General features: G+C 29.9%; 10 protein-coding genes. 9 read left to right on the top strand and 1 reads right to left on the bottom strand.

Annotated features, from left to right (window positions below; translation table 11 throughout):
• Positions 1 to 128: 128 nt before the first annotated feature.
• A complete protein-coding gene (locus tag HNQ90_RS08650; protein ID WP_144115921.1) occupies positions 129 to 2,093 on the bottom strand; it encodes a NosD domain-containing protein in 1,965 nt (654 codons plus the stop codon).
• Between the two features lie 526 nt (positions 2,094 to 2,619).
• Between HNQ90_RS08650 and HNQ90_RS08645 the strand changes: the two genes are divergently transcribed.
• The 9 genes from HNQ90_RS08645 (at position 2,620) to HNQ90_RS08605 (ending at position 13,674) form a co-directional block, all read left to right on the top strand.
• Positions 2,620 to 3,771, top strand: a complete 1,152-nt coding sequence (locus HNQ90_RS08645) for a glycosyltransferase family 4 protein (RefSeq protein ID WP_144115922.1) — start codon at positions 2,620 to 2,622, stop codon at positions 3,769 to 3,771.
• Positions 3,772 to 4,428: 657 nt separating this feature from the next.
• A complete protein-coding gene (locus tag HNQ90_RS08640; RefSeq protein ID WP_144115923.1) occupies positions 4,429 to 5,526 on the top strand; it encodes a hypothetical protein in 1,098 nt (365 codons plus the stop codon).
• A gap of 7 nt (positions 5,527 to 5,533) precedes the next feature.
• A complete protein-coding gene (locus HNQ90_RS08635) occupies positions 5,534 to 7,033 on the top strand; it encodes an AMP-binding protein (protein WP_144115924.1) in 1,500 nt (499 codons plus the stop codon).
• Positions 7,034 to 7,042: 9 nt separating this feature from the next.
• Positions 7,043 to 7,285 (top strand): acyl carrier protein, encoded by a 243-nt coding sequence (locus tag HNQ90_RS08630; protein ID WP_144115925.1) that lies wholly within the window; start codon positions 7,043 to 7,045, stop codon positions 7,283 to 7,285.
• 6 nt (positions 7,286 to 7,291) lie between these two features.
• Entirely contained in the window at positions 7,292 to 7,915 is a 624-nt protein-coding gene (locus tag HNQ90_RS08625; RefSeq protein ID WP_144115926.1) for a sugar transferase, read from the top strand.
• A 50-nt stretch (positions 7,916 to 7,965) separates the two neighbouring features.
• A complete protein-coding gene (locus tag HNQ90_RS08620) occupies positions 7,966 to 8,613 on the top strand; it encodes an acetyltransferase (protein ID WP_144115927.1) in 648 nt (215 codons plus the stop codon).
• Position 8,614: 1 nt separating this feature from the next.
• Positions 8,615 to 11,278, top strand: a complete 2,664-nt coding sequence (locus HNQ90_RS18090; RefSeq protein ID WP_144115928.1) for a GNAT family N-acetyltransferase — start codon at positions 8,615 to 8,617, stop codon at positions 11,276 to 11,278.
• 69 nt (positions 11,279 to 11,347) lie between these two features.
• Entirely contained in the window at positions 11,348 to 12,409 is a 1,062-nt protein-coding gene (locus HNQ90_RS08610) for a GNAT family N-acetyltransferase (RefSeq protein ID WP_221279796.1), read from the top strand.
• Between the two features lie 23 nt (positions 12,410 to 12,432).
• Complete coding sequence (locus HNQ90_RS08605) at positions 12,433 to 13,674, top strand: GNAT family N-acetyltransferase (protein WP_144115929.1); 1,242 nt, start codon at positions 12,433 to 12,435, stop codon at positions 13,672 to 13,674.
• Positions 13,675 to 13,760: the final 86 nt, after the last annotated feature.

Here is a 13,760-nt window from a genome sequence, read left to right as displayed (position 1 = left end):
TAAATCTATATTTTCTAGGAATAGGTTTGAGGATATATACTCAATATGAAAACTTACTGATAAGAAAAAAAGGTGAGAAAAGAATTACCCCCCCTTTTCTCACCTTTTCATTATTTAATTAGATAGCTTTACTCACAGGTATTATTCTCTTTTACAATATTTGAAGCAACATAATCTAAGGTGTTGTCGTCGTTAAAACAGTTACCTCCAGAAATAGTATTCTCAACAATAGCAATGTCTGCATTATAATTACCACTAATTCTTATAATCCCATCATTAAAATCATTATCTAAAATATTAGCTTCTCTAACATTTTGCACCCTAATGCCAGAATTATGACATATATTATCCTTAAAATCAAAACCTAATATAGTTTTAAAACTTGAATTTGCATTTTTATAAGATGTAACCTCATTATTACGAATTATGTTATGATGAACTGCCGGATCACTTTCCGAATAATTAACGTTTGTAAATCTAAAAGGAGAACCACCTACCTTAATTACATTATTATAGATGTCTATATTATCCATATACTTAATGGTAAAATTACTAATACCTTCTCCTCCTGTTTCGTTAATTATAGCGTTATCTCGAATTTTAGAATCTTTTGAATGTAAAATTTGAATTGCAGAGCCACAATCTATAATGGTATTATCATGAATATCCATATTAGATTCCATTAACCAAATACCTTTTGCAAAACCTATTATTGTATTACCATATACTTCATTGCTATGATTATACCCTTTATCGTCATAATCTCCTGCATAAATTGCTACGTGTAAACTTTTACTATCAGGATTACGGGTAAAAGTATTATTTCTAACTATAGAATTATCTGTTTGCCCTATTACTATAGAACTCTCCATGTCGTTACCTTCGTAAGTTATATAAGAACCTCTTGCATTAATAAAACCTCCATTTTCAGACCCACGCTCTATATTATTCCTTATAATAACATGATTTACAATTTCATACTTTACACCATTACCCCAAACTGGTTCTACATCAAGAGCCCATCCCGGTGCCGTTCCCTTGGATAATGCTGTATCAACACCAGAATCTATAAACTCATTTCCATCTATAATTATATTTTCGCCACCCGTAATAGAAATACCATTTCGCCTTGCTCTAATTATTTTGTTGTTTGTAACCAAAACATTTTCTGCTGGAATATAGCCCGAAGAAAATGAATGACCTAAAGAATTTATAGTTACGCCATCACCACCCGCATCAATAAGTGTCATGCCTTTAACCGTAACATTATTGCTTGCTTTAACAAGAACTAAATGACCCCATTCATGATTTGTTTTATTATATGTATCGTAATCATGTGTATCTCTATCGCCATAAAATATACCTCCTTCTACAATAGCATTATCTGCCTTAAAAAGAGTTAACAACACTGTGTTTCTAAAATCATTAGGTTGTACTCTTAATTGCGTATTCTCCGTCATTACTAAATGTATATCTGAAGGTACTTGGATTGCTGTTAATTCGGGTTGCCATAGTTCTGTTCCATTAAATCCAGGTCGCGTTTGAAAATAAGCGTCTAAAGCATCTATTTTTATAGTACTCGCTCCTAATTTTTTAACCATTACCATTAATTCATTTAATAGTATTTTATTAGTGTAAGACACTTGATCGTCAACAACTCCTTCTACTATATCCCATCTTTCTTTAAGAAAATTAAAGGTTGGATCTTTTAATTGTGGACTTTCTCCTTCTATCTTTAAGGATGAATTTAATAAAGCACCATCAATAATGGATGCTTTAGAAAAATTTAAAGTACCATTAATGATATCCCCACCTTCATAAACAAGATTTATATTTGCTGGTAGATTAACTATTTTATTTTCTAAATCCATTATACAATCTATAATAATAGTAGAATTCGCTTTAGCGCTGTATAATTGGAAATCACAAGGATCATTTGGGTCTATAGGATTTTCAATTTCTTCTTTAACTTCATCTGTTACTGTTAATTCCGTTGAGACAGCTTCATCTACAAATAACTCTTCATTGTTGCAAGATGTTAGCGCAAACATCGTTGCTATTGCCAAAGCAAGGTTTTTAATTGTAATCTTCATAATACTAAATAATTAAAGGACATAATAATAAGTTGTTCAATGATATAGTTTTTTTTTGAAATAACCGATAAACTGTCAATTTAAATCGATAAATCTATTAAATTAACTACAATATTTTCGATAAAACGCATAATTTAACGATTATCCGCTTTTTTTTTACCTACATCACTGATTTAGTTACGTTTAAAATTTTGATCTGGATTTTTTCATTTCAAAAAAAAACAAAATTATAACCTAAATGATCAGTATAGTCCAATTGTTAACAAATTTTAACAACTATAACACACTAATAAACAAATCTTTAAACACAGGTTGTTTATTTACATAATTATTTTTTTCCTTAAGCCTATTTTTAAAATTAATAGCTAAATAATTACTGATTTTATTAAAAAAATAGAAATAGTTAATTAAACATAAAGGAGTTTTTTTAGTACACCAATTTTTATCGTAATATTTAACCACTGTCTTAAAAGAATAAGTTTTATATATTTACTCAATCTTGGAATTAGCAAATAATAACGGTTTTATGAAAAAAATTATTAGAATTACAACAGTTCCGGCATCACTTTCAAAGTTACTTTTTGGTCAACTTAAATTTATGTCGGAGCATTACGATATTATTGGAGTGTCATCAAATGATAAGCATAACTCCCTTAAAAAAATAGCACTTCAAGAAAGCATTCCAACTATTGGTATCGATATGACTAGGAAAATTACACCTTTTAAGGACCTAGTTTCAGCTTACAAACTTTACAAGTTATTTAAAAAAGAGAAACCTTTTATAGTACACTCCCACACACCAAAAGCAGGAACCCTTTCTATGATTGCAGCAAAATTTGCTGGAGTACCACATAGATTACATACCATTGCTGGTTTACCGCTACTTGTGGCTACCGGAAAAAAAAGGTGGTTATTAAATACAGTGGAGAAAATAACGTATGCCTTTGCTACTATGATATACCCTAACTCACATGGTTTATACCATATTATTCTTGAGGAAAGTTTCACAACAACAAAAAAACTAAAAGTTATTGCTAATGGAAGTTCTAATGGTATCGATGTAGAACAATTCAATCCTAATATATTTGATATTAACAAAAAGAAGAATTTAAAAGCGAGTTTAAATATTAATGAAACCGATTTTGTGTTTTTATTCGTTGGCAGGTTGGTAGCAGATAAAGGTATTAAAGAACTTTTAGAAGCCTTTAATAGTATTTCTAAAACGTATAAAAATGTTAAATTGTTGCTTGTAGGAGATTTTGAAACAGAATTAGATCCCTTAGATGAAAGGACTTTAGAAATTAAAGATACCAATCCACAAATTATATCTACGGGTTGGGCTACAGATGTAAGACCTTATTTTGCCATTGCAGATGTTTTGGCTTTCCCGAGTTACCGCGAGGGGTTTCCTAATGTGGTTATGCAAGCAGGTGCCATGGAATTACCAGCTATTGTTACCAATATAAATGGGTGTAACGAAATTATTATTGAGGGCGAAAATGGCTGTATTATTCCCGTTAGAGACGCTGAGGCATTATACGACGCCATGTTAAATGTATATAATGAAACCTATAAATACGATAAGGCTAAGTGTAGAGAACTTATTGTAAAGCGTTACCAACGACAAGTAATTTGGGACGGCTTACTACAAGAATATAAAAATCTAGAAAACAAATAGATGTTATTTAATTCTGCCATATTTTTCGTGTTTTTACCTACCGTGCTCCTATTATATTTGGTAGCCTAAAAAAATTTGAAAACTGCATAAGATTCTTCCATGTACATGTTTTAAAATATAACATCCACCTAAAAAGATTTATACAGAAGGGTAGAACCTATTTTTGTCCGGTTACTTAAGGATTTTATTAACGAGGCTAAAAAACATAAGGTGAAATTAATATTTGTAAGCTCTCCAAAATATGATAAGCGGGATTTAGCAAATACCCCATCCGTTACAACCATTAAAGCTATAGTTAAATCTCAAGGTGTTCCATTTTACAACTATATAATCGCAACCAATTACCTTAATAAAATAAATCTATTTTACGATCCCTCCCATTTAAACCATAAAGGCGCTACCCTTTTGAACAATGATCTAGTTGAAAATATTAAACCATATTTAGACTAATTTCATGGCACCGGTGCTTAAGATTTATTCTCTTACAAATTAAATGAGCTTTGTATTACTTGTTTATATAGATTTTTATGACCTCTCATCGAAAAAAAAGTCATTAATAACGTAAATATATAAATGAAACCTAAATGCTAATCATATAATTATATATTTGAAAGAGATTGTTGCTTTTACTGAATACCAACACGTATAACAAAACCAATGAGTGAAGATTTAGAAATCATTAACTTAACTAAAAGTAAGTTAAGAGAGCATATTGAAAATAATACATTTTGGAAATCGGGTGTAGCGCCTATGGCTAAGAGTAAAGCTATTTGGTTAGTTTCTAATAACAGAATTGAAGAAGAGGATAGTTGTGGTATTTTAGCCTGGGAAAACAGCGAAATGGTAGCCTTTATTTATATGTTTCCAGATTTAATAAATACGACAGACCAACCCTCTAAAAAGGTATATTGGATGATTGATTGGTGGGTAGTTAAACGTTACAAAGACTCTATTTTAGGTACTTATATTTATGACTACGCTGTTAAACTAGTACAAAACCAAGTGGTTATTAAAGGGTACACTGAGAATGTCCAAGAGTTTTATGATAAAAGACCTTTTAGTGTAATCGCATCAAGATTAAGGCACACCATATTTTTTAGCTTAGACCGTTCTATGTTGTTAGGACGTTTTCCTTTTTTAAAACCTATAAAATTCCTTATGGATATTATAGATGGACTTACAGGAAAAATAGTACGTTTTATAAATAGAAATAAACTAGGTAAAAAAACAGAAGCTTTAACTTACGAGTTTATAAATGAATTGGATAAGGCAACTTGGGATTTTATAAAACCATTGTGCACTAAGGATCTTATCTTGAAGACTAAAGATTACGTGAATTGGCAACTTAGCAATACTCAATACCTGCAAGTGCCTGTAAACCATAAAAGACCTTATACCAATTTACAACCAGGAGTAAGTGACAATATTCGTATTCATAATTTAAAAATTATGAAAAATGATGTAGTTATTGGTTTTCTATCATACATCATTAATTACAACGAATTTAATGTTAAATACTTTTTGGTTGAAGATCCAGATAATTATGATCTTTGTGTGGATGTTTTAATGGAGAATTTATTAAAATCAAAGCGGAATTTTATTTTTACAGATGATACCGAGTTGTCTGATAATTTAAACAAACGTTATTTTACTGTTTTTACGCATAAAGTGAGAAAAAAGGGTCTTGTGCATAATGATACTGTATTTGATTATAATAGCCTAACCATGTTTAATAGAGACGGGCATTTTTATTAAAAACACTATGAAATATTTAACTAATTTAAAGGAGTCTATAATAAAGCATTACAACAAGGATGCTTTTTATATTGATGATATAGCCTACACATATAAGGACTTTGCATTAGAAATTTCTAAAATAAGATATCATATTGCAAACCATGTGGATAGTTCGGAAAAGTTAATTGGATTAATTGCTAATGACGATATACAAACTTACGCGAGCATGATCGCCCTATGGTTAGAAGGAAAAGCCTATGTACCAGTAAACCACTTTACTCCTATTGAAAGAAATATTCATGTTTTTAATTCTACTGAAACGAAAACGATTATAGATTCATCGAAAAAATCTGTGTATACAGACTATAATGTTATAGCTTCAAAAACTTTAGCCCCAACAGAAATTAATTTAGAATTAAAAGCAATAGCACCTGATGCAATCGCTTATATGATATTCACGTCGGGAACAACAGGTATGCCAAAAGGAGTACCTATAACGCATACCAACTTAAATGGCATAGTAGATGCTATGCATACTCAACCAGACTTTAACTTACAGGCTTCCGATAGATGCTTGCAAATGTTCGAACTTACCTTCGATTTTTCTATTGCAACCACAGTATTTCCTTTAATTGCAGGGTCTTGCATATATACTATTCCAAAAAACGCCATTAAGTATTTTTATATCTATAAACTAATTAAAGAGCAAAACCTTACGGTACTTGCTATGGTGCCTTCTATTTTAAACTATTTGCGTCCTTATTTTCCTGAAATCAACGCGCAACATGTTCGCTATTGTTGTTTTGGTGGTGGTGCATTGTATGAAAACATTACTAAAGAATGGAGTAATAGTTGCATACCAAACGCTAAAATTTTTAATGGCTACGGACCAACCGAGTTTACTGTCTACAGTCATTATTACAAGTACGATGAGCATACAAGTAATAAAACGCTAAATGGTATAATTTCAATTGGATCCCGTTTAAAAAACACAAGTCATTTAATTGTTGATAAAAACAATAAAGAAGTCCCATTAAATACAGAAGGCGAATTATATTTAGCTGGATTACAAATGACACCTGGGTATTGGAAAAACCCCGAACGTAACGCTTTAAGTTTTATAGATATTGAAAAAAATGGTGAAACAAAACGGTATTACAAAACAGGAGACCTTTGTATAGAAGATGAAGATGGCGACTTTTTGTATATAGGAAGAGTAGATTTTCAAGTAAAAATTCGTGGATTTAGAGTGGAATTAGCCGAAATTGAATTTCATGCCAAGGCTATTTCTGAGAAGAAATCCAATATAGTAGCAATTGATATCACTAACGACTTAGGTAACTCTGAGTTAGGGTTAGCCTTTGAAGATGAGCAATTTGACACAGACTATATTTTTGATTATATGAAAGCAAAAATGCCAGACTATATGATTCCGAGATATATTTGTTTTATAAAAGAATTTCCTCTTAGTATAAATGGAAAAATAGACAGAAACACATTAAGAACGCAATTTATAAAAAACTAACATACCATTATGAACGAAGAAGATATTAAACTAAAAATAAGAGCTGCTTTTGTGAAAGTATTGGAGCACGAAAATTTTGTTTTAAATAACGATACAACTGCCAATGATGTGGAAGATTGGGGTTCTGTAACACACATGATGATTATAACGGAAATTGAGCAAGATTTCAATATAAAATTTAAGCTCATGGATTTAATGAATATGAATAATATTGGTGACCTTATAAAGGCTATCCAATCGAAACTGATTTAAGTTAGGATGTATAAAAACGTAATAAAACCACTTTTAGATTACATCATTGCATTTATTGCCTTAGTTTTATTGTCTCCAATAATAATTATAGCTACTATATTACTATTATTTGCAAATCAAGGTAAACCTTTCTTTTTTCAGGTAAGACCGGGGAAAAATGAAAAATTGTTTAAAATAATTAAGTTTAAAACCATGAACGATAAGAAGGACGCCGAAGGTAATTTATTACCAGACACATTCCGCTTAACTACCATTGGTAAACTAGTGAGAAAAACATCTATTGATGAATTGCCGCAATTATTTAACATTATAAAAGGCGATATGTCTTTAATTGGCCCTAGGCCTTTATTACCACAGTATTTGCCTTATTACACCAAAAACGAACAAAAAAGACATACAGTAAAACCAGGTATTACGGGTTACGCCCAAGTAAATGGCAGAAATAATTTAGATTGGGATACCAAGTTAAATTTTGATGCCGAATATGTAGATAACCTATCTTTTAAATTAGATTTAAGCATTTTTTTTAAAACCGTTTTTAAAGTTATTTCATCCAAAGATGTTGCTGTTGACAATACTAATGTTGAAACCATGCTAAATATCATTAGAAAAGACAATAAGGTTAGTTAGATTTTTTTAGTATATGAAATTTATTTAAGAAACATAGTTATTAAATTATTATGAAAAAGACTCCTAATTATAAAAATCAAGTTAGAATTTACGGCGCAGGAGGTCATTCGCATGTTATTAAAGAAGTTATGCGTATAAATGGCTATGAGATTTTAGATACTTTTGATGACAAACCAGAGCAAGTTCATCATGCCTCTAAAAATGTAGCTATTGGAGCAAGAGAGAATATTTTAAATTTTCCGCATGAAGGTGCTCCCGTTATAATTGCCGTTGGAAAAAATTCAGAACGCGCTGAAATATCGGAATTTTTAAATTGCAATTACGAAAAGGCCATACATCAATCCGCTATAATTTCACCGACTTCTAAAATTGGAGAAGGAACAGTTGTTTTTGCTGGAGCTATTATACAACCAAACACGGTAATTGGAAAGCATGTTATAATTAACACTGGAGCAAGTGTTGATCATGATAATATAATTGGAGATTTTGCTCATATTTCACCAAAGGCAGCACTTTGTGGGCATGTAGAGGTTGGCGAAGGATCACATGTTGGAGTTGGCTGTGTCGTAATTCCAAAAGTAAAAATCGGAAAATGGTGTACTATTGGTGCTGGAACAATTGTATTGAAAGATGTACCTGATTACGCTACTGTTGTAGGTAATCCCGGAAAAATTATTAAAATTAAAAAACACGATTAAAGTGGACAATACTAAAGAAATTACAGACTTAACTTTTATTGGATCGGGTATATCAACCTCCTTTAGTATTCTAAGATTTTTAAAACTCATTAATAATAATGAAACTAATGATAAAAAAATAACCTTAAATATTATTGAGAAATACCATGAATTTAATTTAGGTTTACCATATGGTGAAAGATCTGGGTTTTCTACACTTCTAATCACGTCCTTAAGAAATTTTTTAATTGAGCCGGAATTAGGTTTATTTATTGCCTGGCTAAATAGTAATAAAAATTGGTTACTTCAAGAACTTAAAAATGAAGGAGGTGTATTAACAGAAGCGTGGTTGACTAACAACCATGACGATATAAAACACAATAGATGGGAAGATTTATTTATTCCTAGACGCTTTTTTGGTTGCTACATGGACCAATTAATTAAGGCTAAAACTAAAAAGCTTAGCGAATCTAATAAAATTGAGTTAAATAAAATTAACGCAAAAGCCATTGATATTGAGCGTGTAAATGGCGTTTACACTATAAAACTAGAAGATAAAGAAGATCTTAAATCCAAAAAAGTAGTCCTTTCCGTGGGCTCCTTGCCTACAAATAATCTCTGGAAAAATAAAAGAGTTATTGAACAGGACAATCTCTTGTTTTTAAATAACCCTTATAAACCTGAACTAAAAGTATCTCTTGATAAAATTCAAAATTTTATAACCACAAATGCCGATAAAACAATAAATATTTTAATTGTTGGTGCTAACGCTAGTGGCTTAGAGGTTATATATAAAATTAACGATTTTAAAAGCAAAGAATTTAAAAATACGAATTTTACATTTCTTTCTACCCAAGGGCGAATCCCTGATACTACCATAGATATTGAAGGGCAAGAAAAATTTAAACCTATACATCTAGAAGCCTTAAAAAATTGTAACAAATTAACAGCACAAACTATTGCTGAAGCTACTTATAAAGATTTGGACCTCGCTGATGAAATTAATTTAGGTCCTGCATCAACAGTAGATATTATTTCGAAATCCTTTGGCGTACTATTAAAATCTTTAAATGAAAAAGAGCTTGAAATATTTGCGTGCGAATATGGAAACGCCATAGGAAAAAGACAACGCTGTGCAGGACAGCATTATACCAATGTAATTGACAATCTAGAACGTAAAAATAGGTTTGAACATATTGCAGGTAGATTTAGCAATTTAGTAAAAGATAGTAACGGGGATTATATTTTGGCTTATGTAGATACCAAAACAGGTAAAACGTTAACGAACCCAAATGCATTCCATATTATTATTAATTGTGTTGGTAGTAAAAATTTAAAACATGACGATCTGCCATTACTTTATAAAAACTTATTGCAAAAAAAATATTGCGTACCTAATCAATCAAACATAGGGTTTCACGTAAATAACGCCTTAGAATGCAGCAAAAACCTTCATGTAATGGGCCCAATGCTAGCGGGTAATGTAATTGAAAACAAGGCGGTGTGGCATGTAGAACATTGTGGTAGAATAATATGGCTATCTCAAATATTATCTAAAATATTATATAATGATATTTTCCCGGTAGAAAACCTTAATAAAAAATACAATTTTGTAAGTAAAAAATTAAACAGTACTGAAGAAATTGAAGAGTATAAAACCTTACTTAAAGAGAATTGGAACAATAACGTATATTATTCATACGACCACTTAAAATATTTTGTTAGCGAAACGGATACCTTAAAGTGCTTTCAATTTAAAATAAATGGAGAGGTAAAAATTATAATGCCAATAATACTAAGGAAAATAGACACAAAACACGATCAGGAGGAATGTTTTGATACTATAACTCCATATGGCTATAATGGCCCTTTATATGATGACAAACAAGTCAACTCAATCGATTTACAAGCCTTTTGGAAAGCCATAGATTGTTGGTATGAAAAAAAGAATGTCGTTACAGAATTTATTAGGTTTAGCTTAAACAGAAATTACATTAGCTATTCTGGCTTACTCATTTCAACGCTTTTAAATGTTAAAGGCACATTAGAGTCTGATTTCGAACTGCAATGGGAAAAATTCCTTCCTAAGGTTAGAAACAACTATCGTAAGGCAAAATCTAACAACTTGACCTTTAAAATTCTTCAAGAAGAAGAAATAACTCAAGAAGAAATTAACACGTTTTATACAATCTATACAGAAACTATGAAACGAAATAACGCAAAAGAGCTATATTTTTTTTCTTTACAATATTTTACAGAATTAATTTCAAATCATAGATCTGAAATCCTTATAGCCTATTCATATTTTAATGATTTGCCTATATCTGCAGAATTAATTATTAAAAACAACGATACATTATTTGCTTTTTTAGGAGGCACAGATGCCAACTACTTCAGTCATAGACCAAATGATTTTTTACGTGTAGAAATTATTAAATGGGCCATTGAAAATAAATTAAAACATTACGTATTAGGTGGAGGCTTAAGCGATGGCGATGGCTTATATAAAAGTAAAAAAGCCTTTTTTCCGAAGGATGATGATATTGTTTTCTATACAGGTAGGAAAATAAATAATTATCAAGTTTACGAAAAGCTATGCATAAGCAAACATAAAGATTATAATAATACTCATATAGATGAAATTAAAAAATACTTCTTTCCATTTTATCGATTTAATAATGGATAACCTTTTGTTCGCCCCAAAAATGAATACTCTAAATAGTTTCTTTTGTAAATGAAAAATAAAACCCTATCAATGAAAAAAATAGATATAAATATAAGCGTAACCTTAATAAAAGAAAAGATTCTTTGGCAAAAAACCTTGGAAGAAGTGGCACATTATGACTTTTACCATACTTTTGATTACCACCAATTATCCAAATTAGACCATGAAACTTCGATATTAATAAAATACCATGAAAGAGATACTGTAATTTGTTTACCTCTAATTATTAGACCTATTGAAGGCACTCCTTTTTTTGATGCCACTTCTGTTTACGGATATGCTGGCCCATTAAATAAAAATATAGGTGCTAATTTTGACAACACCAATTTTAAAAAACATTTAAATGCATTTTTAAAAAAACAAAATATAATTTCTGTATTTAGCAGATTACATCCGTTTATAGAAAACCAGGCTAATATTCTAGAAAACATAGGTGCTATTAAAGCACTTGGTAAAGTTGTATACTTGGATTTACAGGAACCTTTTGAAGCACAAGAATTAGGCTTTTCTAGCACCACAAAAAGGTATTTAAGAAAAGCACAAAAAATGCTTGATATTAAAAAAATAAATAGTTTAAAAGCATTAGATGCATTTATTGATTTGTATTACAAAAATATGGATCGCGTGAACGCGCATAAAAGTTACTATTTTAGTAAGAACTATTTTTTAAATTTTATAAATAGCAATGAATTTGAAACAGATATAATTTGTGCTGTTGATAAAGAAACCAAAAATACCGTTTCGGCTGCATTAATGATTAAAACAAATGGGATTATTCAATACCATTTATCTGGTACTCATACCGATTATTTACACCTCTCTCCGATTCGGGCATTATTTGACAAAGTGAGATTGGATTACTCCGGTACAAGTTTTAACTATTTTAATTTAGGTGGTGGATTAAACAACAAACAAGACAGTTTATTTAAATTTAAGTCTTCCTTATCAAATCATTACAAGTCTTTTAAAGTATGGACTTATATTGTTAACGAAGACGTTTATAATACCTTAGTTTTAAATAAAAACTTCTCGGAAGATGCTAATTCCGATTTCTTCCCTAAGTACAGATGGGAAGAAAAAAGCAATACTTAACTTAAGGATAAATAGATAAAAAAATGAATAAAGCCCTATCGTCTTCTAAATTGTTTAAAGACAAATGGAAATCTCATTACTCCAAAGAAGTTAAGTTATATAATTTTAATTTTATAGATGGTGTAACGTTTTTAAAAAGCAAGTTACTACCCGTTTTTAGTAGTATTGGTGGTAGCTTATTAATGATTAGCAATAGTTATGATTTAAAAAGAATTGGACCCTCTAATTTTAAAAACAAACTCCTAGTTATTTATAATATACCCAATTATGATAATATAAATTATACAAATACATCCTATTATACCAAATTAAAAACTAAGCGAATTCCAGAAAATGAAGCCTATATGGCTGATTTTTCAGAATATAAAACTATTGATGATTACTTTTCTGAACAAGTTGGTAGAAAAAAAATTGGTAACATTAATAGGAGAAAAAAAAAACTAGAAAGGTGTTTTAATATATCTTATCAATTATTTTACAAAACAGTAATACCTAAAGACACATATCTAGCTTTGATGAGAGCTTTTAAAGCTTTATTAATTGAGAAATTTAAATCAAGAAAAGAATTTTACCCCGTAACAGATGGTTATTTTTGGGACTTTTACACCGACACAATTCATCCAATGATTGCTAATGGTGAAGCCTCACTTTATGTCGTATATAATAACAAAAACCCAATCTCACTTTATTTATGTTACCACTTTAATTCGCTCACTGTTGGAGTAATTCCGGTGTTTGATGTTAATTATTATAAATTTGGTTTAGGCTCCATTACCATAATGAATTTATTTGAAGCTCTTACTGATAAAGGCTTCAATAAATTCGATTTTTATAAAGGAGAATATGGATATAAAAAAGATTGGTGTAATAAAATCTATAATTACGAGTATCATTTAATTTATGAAAAATCAATTATATCAAGTGGGCTAGCAGCTTTCGTGGCTGCTAAACTTAAACTTAAGCAATACTTAAGACAAAAAGGAGTCAATGATTTTTATTATAAGACAATCTTTAAACTAAAAAACAGAAAAGCACCAGAACCAAAATATTACCAAATAACATCTATTTTAGATACTGATATTGCTAATATGAGTCTGAAACCCTTGTCGCTATTGGAAAAAACCAATTCGGAACTTAAAAAAGAAGTTTACAACTTTTTATACGCTAATAATTTACATTTTGAAGCTATTGAACTCTTTCAGCTTGAAAATGATAGTTATATAATAAAAAATAACAACGAAAATCAATATGTAAAACTTTCATGATTTATAAGTTAACAACTAGACTCTAGGAGTTAAATTATAATTAAAAAAATTATGATTAACTTTATTTAAAAAATAATTTTTGATCG

The sequence above is a fragment of the Algibacter amylolyticus genome, from assembly GCF_014202225.1.
GTDB lineage: Bacteria > Bacteroidota > Bacteroidia > Flavobacteriales > Flavobacteriaceae > Algibacter_B > Algibacter_B amylolyticus.
The sequence above is the reverse complement of the archived record's forward strand: the minus strand, read 5'-3'. Positions and strand labels throughout refer to the sequence as shown.

Bases quoted from the DNA above. Each gene is read 5' to 3' on its own strand.
- HNQ90_RS08630 (WP_144115925.1), top strand. From the start codon at position 7,043: ATGAACGAAGAAGATATTAAACTAAAAATAAGAGCTGCTTTTGTGAAA.
- HNQ90_RS08645 (WP_144115922.1), top strand. From the start codon at position 2,620: ATGAAAAAAATTATTAGAATTACAACAGTTCCGGCATCACTTTCAAAG.
- HNQ90_RS08640 (WP_144115923.1), top strand. From the start codon at position 4,429: ATGAGTGAAGATTTAGAAATCATTAACTTAACTAAAAGTAAGTTAAGA.
- HNQ90_RS08625 (WP_144115926.1), top strand. From the start codon at position 7,292: ATGTATAAAAACGTAATAAAACCACTTTTAGATTACATCATTGCATTT.
- HNQ90_RS08650 (WP_144115921.1), bottom strand. From the start codon at position 2,093: ATGAAGATTACAATTAAAAACCTTGCTTTGGCAATAGCAACGATGTTT.
- HNQ90_RS08610 (WP_221279796.1), top strand. From the start codon at position 11,348: ATGAAAAAAATAGATATAAATATAAGCGTAACCTTAATAAAAGAAAAG.
- HNQ90_RS08620 (WP_144115927.1), top strand. From the start codon at position 7,966: ATGAAAAAGACTCCTAATTATAAAAATCAAGTTAGAATTTACGGCGCA.
- HNQ90_RS08605 (WP_144115929.1), top strand. From the start codon at position 12,433: ATGAATAAAGCCCTATCGTCTTCTAAATTGTTTAAAGACAAATGGAAA.
- HNQ90_RS08635 (WP_144115924.1), top strand. From the start codon at position 5,534: ATGAAATATTTAACTAATTTAAAGGAGTCTATAATAAAGCATTACAAC.